The organism is Blautia obeum ATCC 29174 (genome assembly GCF_025147765.1).
Classification (GTDB): Bacteria; Bacillota; Clostridia; order Lachnospirales; family Lachnospiraceae; genus Blautia_A; species Blautia_A obeum.
This window is the reverse complement of sequence record NZ_CP102265.1, coordinates 1,228,389-1,251,445: the sequence shown is the minus strand read 5'-3', so window position 1 is coordinate 1,251,445 and position 23,057 is coordinate 1,228,389. Positions and strand designations below refer to the sequence as shown.

Sequence of the window (23,057 nt, the reverse complement as noted above, 5' to 3'; positions counted from 1 at the left end):
TTATTCCGCTAATGCGGCCTTTATCATGATTGCGCACTCCACTCTCTTACGCTGAAGTTCGCATCCGATACCATAATTGCCATTTATATCTTTCTGAAAATGATAAGCATTGGCAGCACAGCCACCACTGCAGTAAAATCTTGCGAAGCAGTCTTTACAAGCTTCTTTTGTGTAAACATTACATTTACCAAACTTATCACGGATCTCCGGATGTGTGATTCCCTCATCCACATTTCCCATAAGGAACTGCTCTTCACCAACAAACTGATGACACGGATAAAAATCACCCCAAGGAGTTACTGCAAGATACTCGGTTCCTGAACCACATCCTGAGAGACGTTTGTAGACACAAGGTCCACCGGTCAGGTCAATCATAAAGTGGAAGAAGTTGAAACCTTTTCCGGCTTTTTCTCTGGCGATCATTTCTTTTGCCAGTGCATCGTATTCTTCCATGATCTGAGGAATATCCTCTTCTCTGATTGCATATTCCTCTGTATCAGCTGCAACTACCGGTTCAACAGAGATCTGTTTAAAACCAAGATCTGCAAGGTGCAGAACATCTTTTGAAAAATCGAGATTATGATGTGTAAATGTACCACGCACATAATACTTGTCCTGATTTCTGGATTCCGCAAATTTCTGGAATTTCGGAATGATCAGATCATAACTTCCAGCTCCTTTGCGGAAAGGTCTCATATAATCATGAACTTCTTTACGTCCGTCCACACTGAGAACAACATTTCCCATTTCTTTATTACAGAACTCCATAACTTCATCATTGAGAAGAACACCGTTCGTTGTCAGTGTAAAACGGAATTTTTTATTATGGAGTTTCTCCTGCTCTCTTCCGTATGCTACCAGGTCTTTGACAACCTGCCAGTTCATCAGAGGCTCTCCCCCGAAGAAATCCACTTCCAAGTTCTTTCTGGATCCGGAATTGGCGATCAGGAAATCAAGAGCTTTCTTTCCTACTTCAAAGGACATCAGTGCTCTTCTTCCGTGATACTCTCCTTCTTCGGCAAAACAGTATCGACAGGCCAGATTACAATCATGGGCAATGTGCAGGCACAGTGCCTTTACTACTGTCTGCCGATTCTCTGTAAATTCATCAATAATGTTTTCGTATATATCTCTGGTAAACAGCATACCCTGTTCTTTCAGTTTCTCACACTCGGAAACAGAAGTACGGATATCAGCCTCAGGATACTGATCTTTTAATTTGTCAACAATCTCCTGCTCTGAAAGTCCCTCTTCCATAAAAGGAAGAACTTCGTATGTTACAAGGTCTACCAGATGAATACATCCACTGTTAATATCCAGAACAATGTTATAGCCATTGCTCTGATATCTATGAATCAGACTCATCTTTCTGAAAATCCTTTCCTGTAACTTTTTGTTCATAAGAATAAGCAGCGGATTTCACTCCGCTGCTTACTGAATGTTCTGAACCTGCTTATTTGTTCTCGCAGCTCTGATTTCCTACAGTACAGGAAGTTTTGCATGCTGACTGGCAAGATGTCTGACATTCACCGCATCCACCTTTTTTCACTGTGTTCTGCAGGTTCTTTGTATTTAATGTTTTGATATGTTCCATTATATATCCCTCCTTATGTATAATTATCTGGGCATAGTATAGCATAAAATCAGCCTAATTAAAAGCATTTTTTTATCAGGAAAGCATCCCTCCAAGGGTTCCTCCTCCAAGACACATAAAAAATGTAGTCACCAGATGTTGGAAGCTCATATCCCACTTTCTCTGTACTGCAAAAGAAACAGCTGCAAGTAACACAAAATAACATAAGCCTACCAGAAATCCCCACCGATATTTATCCTGACGAAGTATCTTTCCTGCCAAAAATCCTCCTGCCAGGCAGGACAGCACATAAATCACTAAAATTCCTACCGTAACCGGCCCTTTCCCTATGTCAAATTTGAATACCAGTAATGCCAGCAGGAGCAAGCAGACACCCGACAGAAGATATGCCAGAAACAATGATCTCAAAATTGCCTTTACCTTCATAAAAAAGCCCTCCCATATTGAAATATATGGAAGAGCTTTGCTTCATATGTGCAAAATGCTATGCAAAATATTATTTTTTCTTCTTAAGATAAACGAGTACTGCTACAATTACCGCAGCTGCGATGCCAATGATCACAAACGGAAGGATCGGAGTATTATCTCCAGTCTCAACTGCTCCTACAGAATTCCCCTTACTGTCTGCTTCACTCTGATCAGCAGAGTCAGAAGTACTGTTCTGATTTTCAGATGTGGATGCCTGAACAGATGTATTATTCGCTGAACCGGATACTGTATTACTTGCATTATTTGCGGTACCGCCAGATGTACTGCCGGTATTTGTGGAAGCTGCTGCTGCCGCCTGCGGAGTCGTTGTCGCGGTAGAAGTTGTACCGGAAGAATAGCTTCCATCTTCAATTTCTTCTCCTACAAGTGCCTTGCTTCCTGCAATTCCAAACGGGCTGAAAGAGTGTGTACTGAATACCATTGTACTGCCCTCAACACTTGGCACGATTGTTTCCATAGCACCACTGTCCAGAAGATGCTCAATTGTATAATCATATCCGGCCTTAACAGGAACTGTCACACTCAGATATTCACCATCTGGGATCTCATACTCTGTATTGTTTTTCAGATCCCATAATTCAAAATCATAAGATTTGAATACATTTGCTTCTGCTTCATTGGTAAATTCATAATTCTCACCACTTGCAGCCCTGAACTGTACGTACCATGGAAGATTGATCCCTGATACAGAAATGCCATTGCATGTGTGATTTTTTTCTGCTATCTGTGCTTTTTCTTCATCAGACGGCTCTGTGTCCTCCTCAACCGACTGAGCTCGGTCATCTGCTGTGATATCTTTCTCTGTTCCATCAAAAATATTGTCTTTATCAGTCTCCGGAGTCACTGTAGGTTCCGGTGTATCTGTCACTGACGGTGTATCTGTCACTGACGGTGCCTCAGTAACTTCTGCGATATCTGCAGGTCCCGGTGTCTCAACGGCCTCTGGTGTATCTCTATTTTCTGACGGAGTTACTGTTACAGCCGGTGCTTCCGTATTCTCAGTAATAATATTGTCTGTATTATCATTATCCGGTGTTTCCGTCACTTCTGTGCTGTCTGTATCTGCGTTACTCTTATCCTCTGTGGACTCAGAGTCTGCTGTGTTCTCTGTATTTTCCGGGTTTTCCGTTACTTCCGGAGTTACTTCCGGAACAGTAGTTTCCGTATTTTCTTCAGTATTATCTGTCGTGCCGGCCTCTGTGTTTTCTTCTGTGTTTTGTGTCGTATTCTCAGTATCTGCAGCTTCCTGCTCTGTCTGAGCCCCCTCATAATCTGAATCCTTACTGATACTGCTTACAACAACTGTCACACTGCTGTAAATTGCCTCTGACTGCCCATCCCAACCAGAAATCTTCGCCAGATCAGCAGCATTATACGGACGAAATACAACATCATAAGTCTGCACTCTCGCTGACGGTACACAAGACCCATCTGCCCAGGAAAGTGTTCCATAATCACTCTTCGGAAGTGAAATATCTGAAAGAGGAACTGGCTGATCAATCGTAACATTATTCGGGATCAGACTGCTGACCTGTACGGTCGATGTATCGTCTCCCATTACTGTTGCAAATGAAAACTGACTTGTTACAAGTGCTGCGGTAAGTGCTGCAGCAGCAATAAACTGCACATTCTTCCTCTTTTTCATCATAATCCTCACACCTCAATCTATATTCATTACTGCCACGCAAAGCCATTATATGCCGGCAGCTTCATATTATTTATGTAATCTTTAAACCAAAAATGTAACTTGTTTCTATATCATATATAATTCGAATTTAAGTACTGTAATATAAAAATATCTATTTTGTCGTATATGAAACTTTTATCTTTTCGTAACTAATTTGTAACACAATATTTTATTTTACGACACAAGCATTATATCACAGTTCTACTTTTTTCGACACCCCCAAATTATTTTTTTTATATTTATCAAGATTACATCATTAGTGAGAATTGAGTGACTATTCTGTTTACTTCTGCAAGAACTTCTTTTATTCCTCTCTCAGACTCTGTCCAATTATCTCTGGTAATGCCATCAACACAACATGGGCATACCCGAAACTCAGTGTCCGGATATGCCCTCTGATAATACATTAAGGCTCTTCTAGCATGATAATTTTTGCAACAAATAATTGCCTTCCTTATATTAATACCTGCCTGATCTGTAACTTTTCTGGAAAACTTTGCATTTTCCCAGGTAAATGTCGCCTGATCTTCCTTCAGAACAGCATCCGCCGGCACACCATTCTTCATCAGTACATCCTTTAAAAATTCCCATTCCGTCTGATACTCTCCACTGTACCGTTTCTGACCAGTTAGTACTCCGCCAAATCTGCCTGTAGAAATACTGTATTTTCCACTTGGCAGTACAAATAGAGCATATTTTTTCGCATACAGCTGTGCCGCTCTCTCTGCCATCTGTGAATAACCATTGCCGGGTACAAAAATAATATCCGCTTTCTCTGGCTTATTTTCTGCAAAAATGAACTTACTTGTTTCTTTTATGAACTCTTCGTACATATTCGATACCTTCTCTTTTGGTTTATTTTGTTACAATGACCGTACTATATCCTGCATCTCTGAGGCGTTGTTCCATATTTATTGCATTTCCAATCTGCTGAAATGCACCAACCTGTACTTTATATAAATCATTTTCATTCAACAGAAATGCCGGATATCCCTGATCTGTCAATTGATAAAGCATACGGTCTGCATTCTCTCTGTTCCGAAATGCGCCGGTCTGTACCCGATAATACAAAGGAGCTTCTATCGTTTCTTCCGATAACGTTCCTAGAATTGCGCCTGCAATCGCCTGTGCTATTTCATCTTTTTTCTCATCATATAATGCATTATCCGCATCTGAGTTTATAAATCCGGTTTCAATGAGAAGAGCAGGCATTCTGGTTCTTCGCAGAACGACCAGTCCCGGACGTTCTTTTACTCCTATTTCTCTGAATCCAAGTTCCCCCAGTGCTCCAACAATATTTTGTGCCATCTGATACTTAATTCCACTTTTGTCATATACCAGAACTTCTACGCCCTGATATTGATTATCTTCAGGGCTGCTATTCCGATGAAAAGAGATAAAATAATCTGCACCTGACTGATTTGCGATTCTTGCCTTCTCAAATGGCGTCTGGTAAATATCTTCTGTTCTAGTATATACCACATCCACACCATTGTCTTCAAGGATTTTTCCTACCGCTTGTGCAAGTGCAAGATTATCATCTTTTTCATTTCTTCCATTATATACAGCACCGGGATCCGTTCCGCCATGTCCCGCATCCAAAACAATTTTATAAGCCAATTTTGTATCTCCTGACTGCTTTTTAATTAGTATATGCACACACTGATAAAAAGCATACGGGATAATCAGATTGCTTCAATAATAGCTGAACTGACCAGTTTCCGCATTGTAATGGTACACATAATAGGTAAGAAAATCTTCTTCCGGTGTCGTTTCCTCTACAGTCTCTGCCAGAACCTCTTTTAGCTTTCTTGGATCTGCACTATCTTCGCTGTGTATCATTACTTCATGAATACTTGTAAACACCATATAAAAACTGCCACCAATAAGTTTCCCCAATCGCTGCGCAACTCCGGGTAAAAAAACAGCCACTGCTCCATTGGTCCGGACAGATGTACTCAGACAATTTCCTATTGCATCTTTCTTCAAAGACATATCAAACAGCAGATTCATAAAATTCTCGCCTTCATAATCCAAATTATATAGAAGTTTCTCCCAGCAATAAATTCTTGGTGGCGAAATAAAATACGTATTCAAAAGTGCCTCATTAAACACTGACTGTTCATCCTGCTCCCATTTCTGTAACATATGTTTTTTTATTTTAATGCTGGTACTGCATCCATCCAGTTCTCCCATCCGGGCATATAATACCAGTGCAATATCCCCAACGGTTCGAAAAATTGCATTCTTCAGTTCATCTCGATATTTAACCACATTCATCAGGCGGATAAACAGATCTCCCTTTACCTTTTCGTAACTGTCCAGATTTTTACTTTTTTCAAAACACTCGGAACGAGCAAGCGTATCTAATCTTTTCATAATTTCCTGTATGATATTCTCCATGCTCCATCCATTTTGAAATTCATCATACAGATCTCGCACATAAAGTGCACAGACTTCATAAACGCCTTCCTTCTGTCTGTTTTTCAAAAGCAGTCTGTCACCCGAAGTCGGAGGATATTCCTCAGCCTTCTTATAACAGATCATTTCTTCTTCATAAGAAGTTTCCTTAAGAAGACTCTGTCTCAAAGTGTCCACGAAGTTTTCGTAACCGTTTTCCATATTCAATTCCTCATCTTTCCTGAATTATTCGGGCGATCTGCCCATGACTTAAATAGATTTGAAGAAAGAAGGAAGCAGATGCTCCCTTCAAGAGTTGCTGTATCTAGAGGATACCGCATAATATTGTTTATGTAAAGAAAATTCGTTCGACAAAAATCGTGAATATCGACAATTGTTTTTATAACATTTCTTATTATAAAAATACTTTAGAATAAAATTCAGATCAGGTCAGTTTCATTCATAATAATCTGCCCTTTGCCTTCCAGATATGTCAGAAAGCCCTCGCATCCCCTGACTACGTCGCGATATGTAATGTCAAAATTTCCTGTGTACCATGGATCTGCGATATCCCCGTGTTCGTCCGCATAATCCAGCAGAAGGCTTACCTTATTTTTCGCGTCTTTGCCAAGAATCCGAAGCATATTTTTTCTGTTTCGTTCTTCCATAGCAATCAGATAATCATATTTGTCATAATCTGATTTTTTAAGCTGCACTGCCCTTTTCCCTTCACAGGAAATTCCATGTTTCGCCAGTTCACGCTTCGCCGGCGGATACACCGGATTCCCGATTCCATTCCAGATTTCTTCCGTACTCGTCGCCGCAGAGGCGATGTAGAACTGGTCACCTAGTCCACGGTTATTGACCATGTCCTTAAATATAAATTCTGCCATTGGAGAACGACAGATATTGCCGTGGCAGACAAATAACACTCTTATCATTGCTTAAAACTCCTTGAAATGCTGTATTTACGCTGTTTACAGGCATTTTCCGATAATCTTCAATCCTGTCATTTTCCTGTATATCACAGCATAAATTCGTATATTTTCTTATCCAAATTTAGTAACTTCTTAGTAATAATCAGCCTGGAAAACAGGCTTTCTAAGAACCTTATAATCAGATTATTTTTAATTCTTTTTTCTATTATTTTATCATACTATGCCAGTTTTGCAATCCTATTCATCTCTTCTTTTGCATCAATTAATCCCAGATGCGTATATACGTTTAACGTAACCCCTATATCAGAATGTCCCATTAAATATTGGAGTGCCTTCGGATTCATTCCAGCTTTCGCCATATTGGAACAATATGTATGCCTACATACATGAGGTGTGATCTTTGGCATTTGTTCCTCATGAGTACGATTATACTTTCCTAACGCCCACTGAAAATGTTTTTCCCAATGGAGTGCTACCTCAGGCATATCTTTTTTATCCAGGAATAAAAATCGACTATATCCATCTACAATCGGCTCAACCCTTACTTTTTTACGATTTTTCACAATCTGTTCAAAACATTCATAAACTTCATCTGTCATCGGCAACATTCGTGTTCCACTTGAAGTTTTGGTATCTTCAATGACGTACTGCATTCCTCTGGTTCTCTGAAGCTGATGATTCACATTGATTTTTCTCTCCTGAAGATCAATATCTTTCACTGTCAATCCACAAAACTCAGAAATACGAAGTCCAGTCTTAAACAAAATAAACATTCCATTATAGTATTTTGAGTAATGGTCATCATTTCGGATAAACTCCAGAAATAACTCTTCCTGTTCTTTTGTAATTGCCTGTCTTGTAACACTGTCATTTACGACAACTGTACATAATTGAAATTCAAAAGGATTCTTGCGCAGTAAATCATCTTCAACTGCCATCTGAAATGCAGGTCTTACAATTCCACGCACACTGTGAATGGAACTGTATCCTCTTCCATCTGCTTGCAGCTTAATAAACCATGCTTTTGCATCCGACAATTTTATTTTATCTATTCTTCTGGTTCCAAATTCTTCTTTTTTTATTATATTGATCACAAAATCATAGTTCGCCTGAGTATTATGACGAACCCCCTTTTTTTGTCCAATATATTTTTGAACCAAATCCAAAACTGTTAAATTTCCTCCGTAAGGTACTATACCATCATGTAAATCTCTTTGGATATTTTTTTCTTTTTCCCTTAGAGCTAAGCATGGTCTGCATCCAGTTGGCAGAGAATCTGTTGGCTCTAATTTCCAACTATACAAAAACTTCTGCTTTCCATAACAATCTGTATATACAAACGCATATCTTCCATCTTTTCTTTGACTTTCTCCGTTTCGTAAAATTCGACCTTTTTTATCTCGTCGTTTTTGGTCACGTTTTGTTTTACCCAAACGTCTTCGCCCCTTTCTACGAAGAAGCCCTAGCACGATATAGGTATTATATCATACCAGGGCTAACATTTCCACTTTAAAGCGCTAAATTGTTCGTATATTTTTTACAAAGACGTAGTCTGATCCAGAAAGGCCTCAAATTTCTTACGGTTAATCAATGACTTACACCCCACCTGGACTGTAAAGCAACATTCTGAATTTAGATGTTCCGAAATAAGCATCCTTATTTTCTTTTCACCTATTCCGAAATATTGCACTGCTTCATCCACCGTAAGCATATATTTTTCCCAAATTGGAATCTTACCTTTTTCAATTTTAATCGCCACTCTTCTCTCCTCCTTTTCTCTTTGGACAAAACATTTTTATCTGCCCATGACAATTTACAATTTTATACACTGTCATCGGCAGATAAAATTACAATACAGGTGGCAGTTCAGTACTCTGCCCACATCGGTTTTGCACCGTCATTAAATATGACCAGATTTTTTCTGGAAGTATCATTATCACAGATATGCTTCGTCGCCCTGTGCAGCTGCTACACATTTTGTCAAATTCTTCTCGCTCCATACCTTTACTTCAATGTTATATTTCAGCATTTCCTCGTATTTACTCCATTAACAGAGCAGATATATCATGGCGGATTTACCTAGTGGCTCTACATATCTTCACGTCCTGTATGTAAAACAATATACAATTTTCAAGGTACAAAAATTCCTGAAGGGGAAAAGGAATCTATATTAAATACTCCCTTTACTGATTACTTTTCCTTACATATGATTTCGTATCAAATCCCAAGGTCTTAGTAATCAGTTTTGCTTCCAGGCGTTGACGCAGAGTTTCATCTACACAGTAATGCACCTGTCCAAATTCGTCAAACATTTTTCTGGTAGCCAAAACTGTTATGTACCCTTCATAATGCTTCAACACTGCCTGGATTGCCTCAGTATCACCAGTTGATGCTGCCTCAATAACATGGAATGGCAGCAAATCAAATGCGCATTTCTGTTTTTTACTTTTTTTCATTTGCAGATTCCTCCATATTTTTTCTCATCAGTTCCAGTGATCGTCTACGATGCTCATTAATTGTGCTGCGTACAAGATTCATTTCTCTGGCAATGTCTGCATCACTCATATCCATAAAATATGATAATAACACAACATTCCTTTTCTTTTCAGTAAGTGTCTGCAGTGCTTCAGCAATCAATGCATCTTTGACTTCTATGTCGTAACCCAGGACCTGAAAACGATGTGTTTCCATTTCATGCTCATCCATTATAAAAAGTCTGCTCAACTCCTTTTCTGATAATTCTGACAACATCACTTCATACTTCTGGCGATATGCCATATGCTTTTCATAATTAATAACTTCACTTTTCAATGCCAGCTTGCACAGAGAATCAAACTGATGTCTGACTGTCTGCTCATCTTGAAAAGAGGATTGCTCCATAAGAGTTCACCTCCTTCCCCGCCGGTAGGCAATAAGCAAAGTTCTTGCTTCCCCTTCACACATATCCCAAACGGATGAGTGCATTTGTCGGGGCGTGGGAAGAAATTTTTAAAAAATTTCTTAATAAATACGAGAAAATTGTTTTTCCTGTATTTTGAGGTATATAAAAAACGTCCTAATGGGTAGTTTTTAGCCCATCGGACGCTATTTATATCAAAAGATAATATTTTGCCATCATTTTTTGTGGCATATAATTCACTTTTTGAGGTAAAGAAATTTATTTGCTTTTTTGAACTATTTATCTATTTCATCCGTCACGTAATGACGGATATGATACCAGACAATAAAATTCTTAATCTTTCCTATACCTCCGGATCTGTTTTACGGAAATTCAGAATTTTATATGTCTTTTAAAAAGTGAAATATCACCCTCTTTTTTAGTGAAATATTAGTTCATTTTCTTTCAAGAAAGGGAACTATACACTAAACATGGAGGTGTATCATATGCCAAAACAAACAGATAAAGAACTGGGATTGTTTTTTAAGAACGCCCGACACGAGCAAAAATTGACTTATGAAGAATTAGCTGAAAAAGCAGAAATGTCCAGCCGATATTTAAAGGAAATTGAAAATGGGGGCCGAGTTCCCAGTTTTCATAAAATCAGAAAACTGGTACGCGCTTTAAATGTTCCTCCTGAACCATTGTTTTATCCAAACAATCATACAGATAATCTTGATTATCAACGCCTGCTCATGTACCTGTCAAAATGCAACGATGAGCAAATTACCGCTATCCTTGCCATCGTAGAAGCATACCTGCGCACATACAAAATTCCTACAGACCACGATAAACAAGATCCCTGAAATTCATTTGAATTCTATCTGAATTATTCTGAAGAAGCGGTATGGTTTCCCATACCGCCACTCTTAACGTGCATATTTTTCTATCATTCTCTTAACATTCGTGGATTTCTTTATTGCCCCTATATTAATAAGAAACTCAACTACATCCATCATTCCCTGGTAATAAGCCCGCTGCTCCTCTTCATAATGGAAATGTTCTAACTGATCCAGATATTTATTCCAGAAATTCTGCTCACGCTCTGGGATTTTTTCCAGATGTAGTGGCAGCTTCTTTTGTATTTGTTTCAAATTCTTCTCTGCTTCTTTCCATTCTTCCGGCTGTACTGTATATTCTCTTTCTCCGGAGTCACAGCGCAATTCCTCAAATAAATTCGATACTGCTTCATAAAATTCATTCATCTTCTTTCCACCTCTCACTAGAATTATTTCTCATTACAGGCAGCATTATCATTTTCTTATTTCAAAAATCAAATAAACTTTCCAAAACTTCATCTTTAGAAGTATAGTAACAATATTTTTCCTTAAAATCAATAATAATACTTCATCTTTAGAAATTTTTGAGGATCAGAATGATTATTTATTGGGATAAAAAAACGAACAGTAAAAACAGAATAGGACAACGGGTAAAAGAATTACGAAAGGCTCATAATCTTACTCAGAAAACGCTCGCTGCCAAATTACAACTTGCAGGATATGATTTTAATGATCTGGCAATCCTGCGAATTGAGCAAGGCACACGTTTCGTTCCAGACTACGAAGTTGTCGCACTGGCCGAAGTATTTAATGTTTCCTGCGAATATCTTCTTGGTCTGACGGACGCTCCTACAAAATAATTCAATTGTATTGCTGCCCATTCTATGCTAAACTATGGATAGATACTTCTGAACAACATACACTATTTATAAACCGTATGATTGGAGTGATTTCATGGAATTAACAAAAAAAGTCCCTACAACCGATAAAAACCAGGAAAACAATCATCTTCTCCGCATGTTAGACCGGGGAATTGATGATATGGAAGCTGGTCGTGAATTGCCACTGGAAGATGCTTTTCGCAAAATCACAGAATTAAGGGATGCACGAAGAAATGCAAGAATATAAAATTATTTTAACCTGGGAAGCAATTTACGATGTCACAGACATTGCAGATTATATTGAAGAAGAATTCGGCCAGCAACGTGCTGACCGTTTTCAATCTGATCTGAAAGAACAAATGCAGAATTTAAGTCAGTTCAGTACTGCCTTTCCCCGAACTCAAATTCTGTACAGAGGATATTCCATACATAAAAGATCTTTTCCGCCATCTATTATTTTTTATATTATAATGGAACAAACAAAAGAGATTCATATTCTCCGAGTGCTGCGCCACGAACGAGATTGGGAAAATATCCTGTTGCAAAGATCAACTTATACATATCCAGAATAAATACCTGGGAGCCGATCAGAGATTTTTCTGAAAGGCTTCCTTTTTAATTACTTCCCACCATCAATTAAATCATAACTCATATCCAGAAAATCCAGCGTCTTGGCTTCACTGACAGATTCATCCAGAAGAATCGTAATCCAGTGCCGCTTGTTCATATGATACCCCGGTAAAAATCCATACGTTTGAATTAACATCCCAACCAGATCAGGGTCACATTTTACATCCAGGATATCAATGTTTCCATCTTCTTCTAATCCCAGTGTTTTCTTTTCCACTGCCATAATTATAGCATACCATTTTCCATTTTTATGTCGAAGCACCGCAGAATCAGGATCTTTTTTCCATAAATATTCCGGTTCAGTTCCATATTGCTCTTTCACATATTGAAAAATTTCCTCACGTTTCAAATTTATCCCTCACTTACGATTTCTTGCTCTGATTATACGCTATCAGGATTATATTCTCAACCACTTCTCACAGTTCCATTTATGTTTTATAGCTTTTGCATAGCCTGCTTTGCAGGCTACACCCCAAAAGAAGCAAGCACTGCCAGTGTCATGACACCTGGCTCATTTTACAAAATTCCCCTTCGGTTTATTTTGTAAAAATGTATCAGGGAGTATCCCTGTCCCTCTCATATTTTATAATTTCTTAATTTGACGCTTCCGCCTACTCCTGTTAAAATAAACTGTAGACACATCTATCCAAAACATCATACAGTCAAGTAATATAACTGTCATAACCGAACTGGTTAGACAGTTTTTTTGTACTCTTTTTATAGAAAAAAACGAATTGGAGGATTTCAATGAGCAAACGTACCAGAATTCATCCCGTACAATTTTATTTGAATGATGACGAACAATACATTTTAGAAGAAAAATATCGTCTTTCCAGGATGAAAAGCAAATCTGCCTTTCTACGGAAAATGATCTTATATGGATTTGTATATGAAGTAGACTACTCTCATATCCGAAAAATGAATACCCTGCTGGGCAATATCAGCAGCAATTTGAATCAGATCACCCATCGTATAAACAGTACCAATACAGTTTACCCAAAGGACCTGGACGATATAAAGGAGTTAATGGAAAAAATATGGCAGTTACAAAAATCCATGGTATCAAAACAACCGTTGATAAAGCAATAGAATACATCTGCAATCCAGATAAAACTGACCAGAATCTATATATTTCTTCCTTTGCCTGCTCTCCCGAAACAGCCGTTCTTGACTTTAAATACACTTTGGATCATACACATGACTGCAGAGATCCGCACAATACAAATAAGGCATTTCATCTGATTCAGGCATTTTCCCCTGGTGAAGTTTCCTATGAAGAAGCCCATCAAATTGGCAAAGAACTTGCGGATCGCTTACTGGAGGGAAAATACTCCTATGTTCTGACAACACACACTGATAAAGGTCATGTACATAACCATTTAATTTTCTGTTCTGCAGATAACATCACTTTTTCTCATTACCATGACTGTAAAAAGAATTACTGGAAAATACGAAATCTCAGCGACACTTTATGCCAGGAACATAACCTGTCCACAATTATGCCAAATGGTAAAAAGGGAATGAAATACAATGAATGGGCTGCAAATAAATCTGAATCCAGTAAAAAAGCGCAGCTGCGAAAAGATATCAACCAGACAATCCGAATCGTTTCCACTTACTCAGAATTTCTTGCATTTATGGAAGCTAAAGGATATGAAATAAAAAACGCAGAATTTGGCGAAAACAGCAGGAAATACATTACCTTTCGTTCTCCCGATATGTCCCGTCCAGTGCGTGGAAGTACTAAATCTTTAGGAAAAAATTTTACTAAGGAACGTATCAAAGAACGCATTAATAATAAGCTTCACAGAACTACTGTTCCTTCTGTTCGTAATAAGTTAATAGACACCAACACTCCCAATATAGCAGGAAACATTGGACTTCAGAAATGGGCAAATAAGGAAAATTTAAAAATTGTCTCTGCTGAATATAACAAGATGTTCACACATAATCTACATAATTTTTCAGAACTTGAAGACCGCATAGCCTTGTTACATATGCAGCAAAAAGAGGTAAATACCTCTGTTGTTTCTCTCGAGTCTCAGATACGCCATCTTCGAGAAATGCTAAAATATGCCGAACAATATCAGAAAAATAAAATTTACGACGACCATTATAAAAGCTCCAAAGATCCAGATCGTTATTTCCGTAAATATGAATCTCAAATTATTCTTTTCGCGGGTGCTGAACATATTTTACAGGAAAATGGTATAAACCTGAAACATCTTAATTCCAATAAGTTGCAAGAGCAAATTGCAGATCTTATTTCCAGAAAGGAATCACTAAATACTCAATACGTTTCCTTTAAGCAAGAAATAAAAGAGTTGGAATTGATACATCAAAACCTGTCCAAATATCTCAAACAGGATGCTCCTGAAATACAAAGATCTTCTCATAACCAACTCCCTTCTTTGTAAAACCATAATAATAGGCAGCGATTTCACTCGCTGCCTAAATTCCCATTAAACCGATATCCTACACCTCGTACTGTTTGTATATATAATGGTTGTCCAGGATCATCTTCTATTTTTTCTCTGATATTGCAGATATGTCGCATAACCACATTATAATCACCGGAATAAGGTTCATTCCATACCAGATCATAAACCATTTCTTTTCCAAATATTCTACCTGGACTTTTCGCTAAAAGAAGTAAAATATCATATTCATATTTTGAAAGATGAACATCACTATCATTCTTTTTAACAATTCGTTCCTGTAGATATATTTTTAATTCTCCAAACCTTATAATTTCCGGTATGAATTGGTTTTTATGTTCCCAGCTAGTCAATATGTTTTCACTTATGCTTCCATTAGCATCTGTGATTCTCTCAATAATTTCTATCTTTTTCACCTTTATTGCCTCTACATTATTAATTTTATATTCTATATATCATCTGCCATTTGACTTTTTTCTTCTACAAGTAATATAATATATTTATTACATATGTAGGATTTAGCAGGAGGATTTTATTATGTCACTACCCCAGATTTCAGAAGCCGAATTTGAAGTTATGAAAATTGTATGGAAATATGCTCCCATCAATACAAATGAAATTACAGAAAAACTTACTCTAACTACCAGCTGGAGTCCAAAAACAATTCAAACTCTTATCAAGAGACTTGTTTCCAAAAAAGCTCTTTCCTACGAAAAACAAAGCCGGGTATTTGTCTATACTCCATTAGTCCAAGAAGATGAATATATACGCCAGGAAAGCAATTCTTTTTTAAAGCGATATTATAATGGAAATCTTTCTTCTATGCTGGCTTCTTACCTTGAAGACGATAAGCTCTCTTCAACAGAAATTGATAACTTACGCCATTTATTATCAAAACATCAGAAATAGGAGGTTTTGAATGAGCAACTGGATCATCCACTTTTTAATCAGTAATATCTTCATATGTATTTTTACACTTGTAATAATCGGAACAAAAAAACTTCTGAAAAAATATTTATCTGCGACTACACAGTACCATCTCTGTTTTCTTTTATTTTTATTACTTGCCGTGCCATTTTTTCCTGTACAGATTCATGGCTCACAACTTTTTTCATGGTTACATTTTTTTCAAACTGACTCAGGACTTAACTCTGGTACCGACACGCTATCCGAACTTACCAGTAATACACAAAATATTTTGTTAAACCAGGTGAATGATTTTTCAGTTTCCATCAGTAGTCAATTTTCTGGAGGCTTGAATACCATACTCTTTCTAATATGGATAACGGGTGTTATGATTATGTCAGTCCTCACCCTTCATTCATTAAACTATGTACATTCCATAAAAAGATCTGCTCTCCCGCTTCAAAATCAGCAGGTAAAAACTATTTATTACAATTGTTTAAAGGAACTTAAAATCTCTCACCCAGTATCAGTCTACAGTACTGCATTTTTAAAATCACCAGTTTTAATCGGAATAATACATCCCAGAATTTACATTCCCATCCATTTAATTTCCGAACTGAATCCTGATGATATGCGTTTTATGCTGCTACACGAATTACAGCATTACCGTCACAAAGATACATTTATTGGCTTCCTCATGGTCATAAGTAATATACTCTACTGGTTTAACCCTTTTGTTTGGTACACTTTAAAAGAAATTCTCTGTGACCGTGAAATAGCCTGTGATTCTGCTGTATTGCAGATGATTTCTGCTGATGAATACCAAGCTTATGGAACTACACTGATTAATTTTGCAGAAAAAATATCCTCTTTTTCCTCTCCACTGGCAGTTGGAATGTCCGGAAATTTCAGGCAGATGAAACGACGTATTCTCAACATCGCCGTTTTTAGGAAAGAAACTCTTTATCAAAAAATGAGAGCATTGATAATTTATCTGGTCATTAGTGCTGTTTTTATTGGATGTACACCCATTTTATCCATTGATGCCTCTACTCAAAGCGTATATCATTTTAGTGATACAGACAAAAATATCTCCCTGTTAGATATATCCGAAACATTTGGAACATATGATGGATCATTTGTTTTGTATGACAATAATTTGGATTCCTGGAAAATATACGATCTTGAAGAAGCCACCAAACGTATTCCGCCAGAGTCTACCTACAAAATATACGATGCATTATTAGGGTTGGAATCCGGAATCATCACACCAGAACACTCTTCCATGACATGGAATGGTGATGCCTTTCCTTTTCCATCCTGGGAAGCTGATCAGGATTTAAACTCTGCTATGCAAAATTCCGTTAACTGGTATTTCCAGGCAATTGATTCGCAGCTCGGAATTAACAGAGTCCAGGAATTTTTGAATAAAATAGAATATGGAAACCAGACAACCAGTTCAAATCTGGATTTATACTGGTCCGATTTTTCATTAAAAATCTCGCCTTTAGAGCAAGTAACATTATTGAAAAAATTTAACACAAATGAATTCCATCTAAATTCCCAAAATGTATTTTCTGTTAAAAATGCTATAAAAATTGCCAGTACACCTAATGGTAATTTCTACGGAAAAACTGGAACCGGTCGTGTCAACGGACAGGATATCAACGGCTGGTTTATCGGATATGTAGAAACTTCCGATAACAGCTATTATTTTGCAACCAATATCCAAAGTGATTCTAATGCAACTGGCAAAAAAGCATTTGAAATCACTTCTGATATCTTAAAAAAATTACATATATGGAATTAACAAATATGAAAGGGCTGATAGTTGTTATCAGTTCTTTCTTTTTATTCTATATTGATATTTGGGAACTTCTTTCGTACCATTATTCAGAATTTTATTCCCCATATATTTAAAACTCTTATCATCGTTGAACTTAACAGTCAGCTCACTTGTAATAACGGCATCATTACATATAAATGTATCACATACAGCATCAACAACCAGCACATTGTTTCCCTCTCCGCTATCTCTTATTTCAACGACCTCCGGTAAAGATGTTCCAAAATAAGTAGGGCTATAATTTAAACAACCTAATCGTTCCCAGTCATAAGTTTGATGTTCCGAATCAAATACTGCCCATTTTTTAATTTGCTCCGCTGTTATCGGCAAAAACTCCATTATCAGATTTTCAAACTCTTCTGCCGGAATTCCACTTGAGTTACCTGAAAACTCATATCTCTCCCCGTATTTCATTCGATATAAATATTCATATAAACCATTATAATCTAACCCTTCCATATCAGATCTATCCCAATCAGAACATAAAAGATTATTCCCCTGATATCCAAGCAAATACACACACCTCTTTGAAACTTCCCTGCATTCATCACTTAAAGGTTTAATTCTTATCATAGAGCTGCCATCAACCGCTTCTGATACTTCCGGATACTTTGGAACACATAGCGTATAACCAAACCAGCCTTTTTCTGTATATTTCCATTCTTCTATCCTTGTATACGAAACATATACAATAGATGGATTGTCGTTCATACCCCAAACAGCTTTCGCAGCCAACAAATACATATCTGTCCCATCATAATTGAATTTGAGTCTTTCTATCCCACCATCCCTGTTAATCCTATATAAGACGATATCTCCTGGCAGATCCTGTTCTGCCCTGAAAAGAAATTCTTCCATTTTAGAATAATTAGCCATATTTGAATACGGCGCTGATGTAATAACAGGGACATTTTTTTCCTTTAATACTTCCTGCATTTCTTCCATTACTGTCTCAGAAACTACTACATTCGATGAAGTTCCTTTATCCGCCTTTTGATAAATGGCTTTCATCTGATTCATAACATTCTTACAATCTTCAATAGCTTCTTCTTTCACGACTTCATCTACTGGCAAATCATATCCTCTTTCTTGTACAGCATAATTCGCAGTTTCCTGTGAAATATATTCTAAATCAGCCCCTTTACATTTTGTATTTCCTATGAAAAAGCATCCCAAAATAAATAAAACACTCACCATCTTTTTCAGTTTTCTTTTTGTACTCATATCAATTATCTCCATAACATTCCTCCCACTTTTCGTCTGATAATCTTTCCGTATACCAGGTAACCTCTATTTCTGACCTTGATACATAATTGGATACATATTGAAATCTATCTTTATCTAACAGCCGAATGGTTACGCTATGACGAAACGCCTGATCTAATTCTTTTTGTGGCCATACCGCATTTACTTCCAGTGTTATTGTTCCATCTTGATTTTCTATGTAGGAAACAACTTCCGGATATGGAATATATGGTGTGGGAGCAAAATCATATACGATTCCTCTGGTTCGATACCGATATGTCTGTGTTTCCGTGTGAAATACCGTTCCTGTCTGCAGTATCTCTGCGCTTATATTAAAATATTTTTGAAATATCGCTTCAAATGATTCTTTTGGGATTTCATAAGTCTTTCCTTCCTTAAATTCATCAGTTTTTTCTTCCATTGAAAGTAAACGGTCAAAAACATCATAAAAATTTATTCCATCATAATTTTTTTCACTCCAATTAGAAGTAAACAATTTATTAAGTGTATATCCAAAAGGAAGTATATATTTTCGATTCAGCTCCCTGCATTTTTTATTTAACGGCACTACCCGAAAGGCCCGATATCCAGACGGTCCATCATATCCAGCCGGATGATATTCTTCTATAAAGAAATGCCCGTTTTCTGTATATTTCCATGAATTAGCTCTAAACTCATGATAATATGTTTCCTGCCAAGTGTCCTCTTTCCATTTAAAAGAGCTTACTTCAACGTCTATTTTCCCCTGTTTGGTTTTCAGATCATACCGGATAAAATGATCCCCTGCTATAACTTGAAATATAGTAGTTTTTCCATTCTTCTCTTTTTCTGCTTTTTTCAAAAAATCATCTACTTTAATACTTTGAACCATATCCAGCTGATTGTAGGAATCAATTACTGCATATCCATATTTTCCAAAATAATCCATACTTTTTTGTATTGTACTCAGCTCATATAGTGCATTTTCTTTCACAGCATTCTCATATATGTTCCGATAGCCTTCTGCTAGCATTTCACACTCTCTGTAAATTTTTTCTTTCGTATCTTCAATTGTCTTTTTCTGCTCTTTCTTTATGCCACATCCACTACAGACAGCAAGAAAAATAACTCCCACAAATATTTTCCAAATTTTTTTCATATCATTTTCCTCTTACATTTGTAATATTTAAAGGTAAAAATTATTCATTACCAAGATATTCATCCAGTATCGCCTTATCCTTTTCCACCACATAACCGCTTCCTCCAATATCTTTCACATTCTCTACCATACTGATGAGCAAAATAGGATTCTTTGTATCTCTATCTGTAGTAAAAACTGTAAACCAGCCAATTTCTGTTCCAGATGTATCTTCTTTTGTAGCTTTCAGTTCCGCTGTTCCGGTTTTTCCTGCTAATCTAATGTCTTCCCGGCATGCTCCATAACCAGTTCCTTCCGGGTTATTCACTACACCCTCTAACCCCTCCATAACCTCCGAAACAATTTGTGGTGAAAAAGCATCTTTTATCCAGATTTCACTGGAAGTGCTTCCACCATCCGCGTGAAGATATGGCTTTATCATATTTCCATCATTTAGAAAAGCCGTATAAATGCTTGCAAGATGCAAAGGATTTACCAGAATCTGTCCCTGTCCATACCCACTGTCAGCAAGCTGGATTTCTGTTTCTATCTTGTCCATATTAGAATATTGGGACTCTGACATTTTAATATCAAATGGAAGTTCCTGATTAAATCCTATTTGATTTAGAGACTGCATCAGTTGATCCGCACCAATTTTTAATGCTGCTTTTGCAAAATAAATATTATCTGAATAAATAAGCGCATTTTTCAAGATCACAGGTTCATAATCATGAAGTGTAGTCACTGTATAATCTCCCCACGAGGAATCTTTCTGCCACGCCAGACCCTCATTTCCAAAATCGTCATTTGCAGTAAATGCCCCCACTTTTAATCCAATTGCAGCAATTACAGGTTTAAAAGTTGAGCCAGGACACCATGTCTGGCGAAAGCGGTTGTATAAAGGCCTGTCTTCATTTTCATTTAATGCACTCCACTGGCTGTTGTCCATTCCACGTACAAAATCATTATTATCATAAGATGGCGTACTTACCAACGCCAATACTTCCCCTGTATAAGGATTCAAAGCTACAGAACATCCTCTGTCTTCTTTAAATTGTTCATAAAGAGTACTTTGAAGATCACCATCAATCGTAGTATGGATATCTTCTCCATCTTTTCTAGGCTCATATGCAATAACACTTTTTTTATTTCCATTTGCATCTACAATACAGATTTCACACCCATCTGTTCCTTTTAGTTCTTTTTCATAAAGCGTTTCCAGTCCAGTCTTTCCAATCACACTGTTTGTACGATACCCTTCCCCTTTATGTTCCTGCAAATCTTCGGCTGTAACCGCCTGTACATACCCTACCAGATGAGAGGTAGCTTCTTTTAGATAATAAGTTCGTACTTTTACATCAGATAACATAATACCTGGAATCTTCAATAATGTGTCCTGCTTTTCTTTTTCTTCCAGAACAGTTTTATCCGGATTCACTGTCAGAAAATCGACCTCTTGTATTTTAGGAATTGTTGCTACTGGTACAAAAGAATCTGCTTTTACCCAACCGGCTTCTAACTTATCCTCAATTTCGTCTGCTCCAATTCCAAGATACTCTGCCAGTTTTTTTATTGTATCTTCTCTGTTCTCCATCCTGCCCGGAACAATTCCTACCGAAGATGCAGTTCCCTCTCCAGCCAACTGACGACCATTTCTGTCTAAAATATCTCCTCTCTTTGCCTCTTCTGACGTTACCTGAACTTTATCCGTTGCAGATAACTCTGGAAAAATCAACTGATCCTGCCAGATTAAATGATATCCTGTCCAATCATGTGAAAATACCGCATCGTTGGTAAATTCTACATTTCCTGCAGCAGTCTGCATATTTGTTGTATAGGAAACTGCCGCATTTCCGTTTTCTTGTCTTTTTACTGTAATATCGGTTATGGACAGATCAGACATCTCAATGCCTTCATATATTTTAGAATTTCGTTCTATAAATTCTTCCTTACTGTTCATGCTGCTTTTTTTCTGATCCAGCATGGCATACATTTGCTCATATTCCCCTTTTTCAATATATTTCATATATTCCATTAGTCTTTTTTCAGGAACATTACAATTCATTATTGTTACAATACCGATTCCACCACCAATCAATATACCGCTAAATAAAACTATTTTTGTAATAATCTTCGTGTGTTTTTTTCTTTTCTTTTTTCTCATATAGTTTTATTTCTCCTTTTTTCATATTTTCTTAAATATTACACTTGTAATATTTAAACGTCAAGCTTTTTCTTAGGTTTATATATGTAGACAAGAGAAAAGATTTGCATAAAAAAGAAAGGGCATCTCAAAGCCTTCTTTGATAAAGAACTTTACGACACTCTGAGGTAATGGTTTCTCCGGATGTTTCCCAAACGCTATAATCACTCTCCAGAAGAACCAAAAACGATTTTTAATTTTCTCTCAGAAAAAAAAGAACTACTCTAAATCTGCTGATCTTTGAAATAACCCTGCTCGTTTCTTATAATCACAAACATATTCAGACAACACATTCTTTGCTGGCAGATTATTATAGCAGAAAACGCAACAAATCCCTTTATTAACTTTTGTTCCATATATTTCCTGTACCAATCCTATTGTTTCATCATCTGAACAAAAGCTCTTCGGAATCTCCCTACAATCCCTGATAATAACGCAAATCTGTTTACTATGTCCTCTCTGTTAGTATACAAGCCAGCTAATCTCTTTATTATAGTATCTAAATACTTCTTCCCAATTCCACTACTCAAAATTTCTTCAGTCACTATTTCTGCAGATGTGTTTTTATATCAGCCAGAGTTCCCCTGGCTGAATTCTTCCAATATATACCTGTTAACACTTCTCAATGCTGACACTTTTTCCTTCGCTTCTCATCTTTCACCTGCTATACTGCACTCTGGCTTGAATTCATTCCCTCTCTTCCAGTTCCGATTTATAATCTTCCAAGTCCATAAGAAAAGTCTCATAGCCTTCATCACTCATTTCATCTGATTCAGGCATTTTCCCCTGGTGAAGTTTCCTATGAAGAAGCCCATCAAATTGGCAAAGAACTTGCGGATCGCTTACTGGAGGGAAAATACTCCTATATTCTGACAACACACACTGATAAAGGTCATGTACATAACCATTTAATTTTCTGTTCTGCAGATAACATCACTTTTTCTCATTACCATGACTGTAAAAAGA

Annotated in this window: 26 protein-coding genes and 1 pseudogene; 9 read left to right on the top strand and 18 right to left on the bottom strand. The window is 37.1% G+C overall.

Translation table 11 applies throughout. The features are described from left to right. From scfB to NQ503_RS05915, 12 genes are all read right to left on the bottom strand, one after another. Positions 1-1,365 (bottom strand): thioether cross-link-forming SCIFF peptide maturase, encoded by a 1,365-nt coding sequence (scfB, locus tag NQ503_RS05970; RefSeq protein ID WP_171030281.1) that lies wholly within the window; start codon positions 1,363-1,365, stop codon positions 1-3. An 88-nt stretch (positions 1,366-1,453) separates the two neighbouring features. Next, on the bottom strand, positions 1,454-1,594 hold the full coding sequence (gene scfA, locus NQ503_RS05965; protein ID WP_015541285.1) for a six-cysteine ranthipeptide SCIFF: 141 nt from the start codon (positions 1,592-1,594) through the stop codon (positions 1,454-1,456). 75 nt (positions 1,595-1,669) lie between these two features. Next, positions 1,670-2,020 (bottom strand): TIGR04086 family membrane protein, encoded by a 351-nt coding sequence (locus tag NQ503_RS05960; protein WP_005426490.1) that lies wholly within the window; start codon positions 2,018-2,020, stop codon positions 1,670-1,672. Positions 2,021-2,090: 70 nt separating this feature from the next. Further along, the gene (locus tag NQ503_RS05955; protein WP_005426492.1) at positions 2,091-3,731 is read right to left on the bottom strand and encodes a hypothetical protein; all 1,641 of its coding nucleotides are present in this window, start codon (positions 3,729-3,731) and stop codon (positions 2,091-2,093) included. A 287-nt stretch (positions 3,732-4,018) separates the two neighbouring features. Continuing rightward, the gene (locus tag NQ503_RS05950) at positions 4,019-4,603 is read right to left on the bottom strand and encodes a YdcF family protein (protein WP_005426493.1); all 585 of its coding nucleotides are present in this window, start codon (positions 4,601-4,603) and stop codon (positions 4,019-4,021) included. 22 nt (positions 4,604-4,625) lie between these two features. Then, complete coding sequence (locus NQ503_RS05945; RefSeq protein ID WP_022387992.1) at positions 4,626-5,390, bottom strand: N-acetylmuramoyl-L-alanine amidase; 765 nt, start codon at positions 5,388-5,390, stop codon at positions 4,626-4,628. Positions 5,391-5,465: 75 nt separating this feature from the next. After that, positions 5,466-6,392 (bottom strand): DUF5688 family protein, encoded by a 927-nt coding sequence (locus NQ503_RS05940; protein WP_022387991.1) that lies wholly within the window; start codon positions 6,390-6,392, stop codon positions 5,466-5,468. A 218-nt stretch (positions 6,393-6,610) separates the two neighbouring features. Further along, a complete protein-coding gene (locus tag NQ503_RS05935; protein WP_044925911.1) occupies positions 6,611-7,111 on the bottom strand; it encodes a low molecular weight protein-tyrosine-phosphatase in 501 nt (166 codons plus the stop codon). A gap of 215 nt (positions 7,112-7,326) precedes the next feature. Then, positions 7,327-8,541 (bottom strand): site-specific integrase, encoded by a 1,215-nt coding sequence (locus tag NQ503_RS05930; RefSeq protein WP_044925913.1) that lies wholly within the window; start codon positions 8,539-8,541, stop codon positions 7,327-7,329. A gap of 104 nt (positions 8,542-8,645) precedes the next feature. Next, positions 8,646-8,867: an excisionase gene (locus NQ503_RS05925; protein ID WP_021650362.1), complete on the bottom strand. Its 222-nt coding sequence runs from the start codon at positions 8,865-8,867 to the stop codon at positions 8,646-8,648. 424 nt (positions 8,868-9,291) lie between these two features. Next, positions 9,292-9,564, bottom strand: a complete 273-nt coding sequence (locus NQ503_RS05920; RefSeq protein ID WP_015541278.1) for a helix-turn-helix domain-containing protein — start codon at positions 9,562-9,564, stop codon at positions 9,292-9,294. Further along, positions 9,551-9,988 (bottom strand): RNA polymerase sigma factor, encoded by a 438-nt coding sequence (locus tag NQ503_RS05915; RefSeq protein WP_005426505.1) that lies wholly within the window; start codon positions 9,986-9,988, stop codon positions 9,551-9,553. Before NQ503_RS05915 ends, NQ503_RS05920 begins: the two co-directional genes overlap by 14 nt. A gap of 504 nt (positions 9,989-10,492) precedes the next feature. Here NQ503_RS05915 and NQ503_RS05910 point away from each other — a divergent pair. Beyond that, positions 10,493-10,852 carry a helix-turn-helix domain-containing protein gene (locus NQ503_RS05910; protein ID WP_015524620.1) on the top strand — a complete coding sequence of 120 codons (360 nt, stop codon included), beginning with the start codon at positions 10,493-10,495 and terminating at the stop codon, positions 10,850-10,852. A 63-nt stretch (positions 10,853-10,915) separates the two neighbouring features. Here NQ503_RS05910 and NQ503_RS05905 read toward each other — a convergent pair whose 3' ends face one another. Continuing rightward, positions 10,916-11,251 (bottom strand): hypothetical protein, encoded by a 336-nt coding sequence (locus tag NQ503_RS05905; RefSeq protein WP_005426510.1) that lies wholly within the window; start codon positions 11,249-11,251, stop codon positions 10,916-10,918. 170 nt (positions 11,252-11,421) lie between these two features. On the opposite strand from NQ503_RS05905, the gene NQ503_RS05900 reads away from it, so the two are divergent. The 3 genes from NQ503_RS05900 (at position 11,422) to NQ503_RS05890 (ending at position 12,278) form a co-directional block, all read left to right on the top strand. Continuing rightward, positions 11,422-11,685 carry a helix-turn-helix domain-containing protein gene (locus NQ503_RS05900; protein ID WP_005426512.1) on the top strand — a complete coding sequence of 88 codons (264 nt, stop codon included), beginning with the start codon at positions 11,422-11,424 and terminating at the stop codon, positions 11,683-11,685. Between the two features lie 94 nt (positions 11,686-11,779). Next, positions 11,780-11,953: a hypothetical protein gene (locus tag NQ503_RS05895; protein WP_005426514.1), complete on the top strand. Its 174-nt coding sequence runs from the start codon at positions 11,780-11,782 to the stop codon at positions 11,951-11,953. Then, a complete protein-coding gene (locus NQ503_RS05890; protein WP_173774102.1) occupies positions 11,940-12,278 on the top strand; it encodes a type II toxin-antitoxin system RelE/ParE family toxin in 339 nt (112 codons plus the stop codon). The genes NQ503_RS05895 and NQ503_RS05890 overlap by 14 nt, the downstream gene beginning before the upstream one ends. Positions 12,279-12,325: 47 nt before the next feature. On the opposite strand, the gene NQ503_RS05885 is transcribed toward NQ503_RS05890, so the two are convergent. Then, on the bottom strand, positions 12,326-12,685 hold the full coding sequence (locus NQ503_RS05885; protein ID WP_044925914.1) for an MmcQ/YjbR family DNA-binding protein: 360 nt from the start codon (positions 12,683-12,685) through the stop codon (positions 12,326-12,328). A 398-nt stretch (positions 12,686-13,083) separates the two neighbouring features. On the opposite strand from NQ503_RS05885, the gene NQ503_RS05880 reads away from it, so the two are divergent. Beyond that, on the top strand, positions 13,084-13,425 hold the full coding sequence (locus NQ503_RS05880) for a plasmid mobilization protein (protein WP_005426517.1): 342 nt from the start codon (positions 13,084-13,086) through the stop codon (positions 13,423-13,425). Next, a complete protein-coding gene (locus NQ503_RS05875) occupies positions 13,374-14,753 on the top strand; it encodes a relaxase/mobilization nuclease domain-containing protein (RefSeq protein ID WP_005426518.1) in 1,380 nt (459 codons plus the stop codon). Before NQ503_RS05880 ends, NQ503_RS05875 begins: the two co-directional genes overlap by 52 nt. 23 nt (positions 14,754-14,776) lie before the next feature. Here the strand turns inward: NQ503_RS05875 and NQ503_RS05870 are convergent, their stop codons facing one another. After that, on the bottom strand, positions 14,777-15,190 hold the full coding sequence (locus NQ503_RS05870; RefSeq protein ID WP_005426519.1) for a winged helix-turn-helix domain-containing protein: 414 nt from the start codon (positions 15,188-15,190) through the stop codon (positions 14,777-14,779). 118 nt (positions 15,191-15,308) lie between these two features. Here NQ503_RS05870 and NQ503_RS05865 point away from each other — a divergent pair, with 118 nt between their 5' ends. Both NQ503_RS05865 and NQ503_RS05860 read left to right on the top strand, forming a co-directional pair. Next, entirely contained in the window at positions 15,309-15,683 is a 375-nt protein-coding gene (locus NQ503_RS05865; protein ID WP_092073165.1) for a BlaI/MecI/CopY family transcriptional regulator, read from the top strand. A 10-nt stretch (positions 15,684-15,693) separates the two neighbouring features. Further along, on the top strand, positions 15,694-17,490 hold the full coding sequence (locus tag NQ503_RS05860) for a BlaR1 family beta-lactam sensor/signal transducer (RefSeq protein WP_005426521.1): 1,797 nt from the start codon (positions 15,694-15,696) through the stop codon (positions 17,488-17,490). Between the two features lie 27 nt (positions 17,491-17,517). Here NQ503_RS05860 and NQ503_RS05855 read toward each other — a convergent pair whose 3' ends face one another. The 3 genes from NQ503_RS05855 to NQ503_RS05845 are packed head-to-tail and all read right to left on the bottom strand — an operon-like array spanning position 17,518 to position 22,052. After that, the gene (locus NQ503_RS05855; RefSeq protein WP_005426522.1) at positions 17,518-18,765 is read right to left on the bottom strand and encodes a DUF6070 family protein; all 1,248 of its coding nucleotides are present in this window, start codon (positions 18,763-18,765) and stop codon (positions 17,518-17,520) included. Continuing rightward, the gene (locus NQ503_RS05850) at positions 18,752-19,909 is read right to left on the bottom strand and encodes a DUF6070 family protein (RefSeq protein WP_005426523.1); all 1,158 of its coding nucleotides are present in this window, start codon (positions 19,907-19,909) and stop codon (positions 18,752-18,754) included. The genes NQ503_RS05855 and NQ503_RS05850 overlap by 14 nt, the downstream gene beginning before the upstream one ends. Positions 19,910-19,949: 40 nt before the next feature. Next, entirely contained in the window at positions 19,950-22,052 is a 2,103-nt protein-coding gene (locus NQ503_RS05845; RefSeq protein WP_005426524.1) for a penicillin-binding transpeptidase domain-containing protein, read from the bottom strand. Between the two features lie 806 nt (positions 22,053-22,858). On the opposite strand from NQ503_RS05845, the pseudogene NQ503_RS17885 reads away from it, so the two are divergent. After that, a pseudogene (locus NQ503_RS17885) lies at positions 22,859-23,050 on the top strand (relaxase/mobilization nuclease domain-containing protein); the annotation flags it as partial. Between the last annotated feature and the right edge of the window lie 7 nt (positions 23,051-23,057).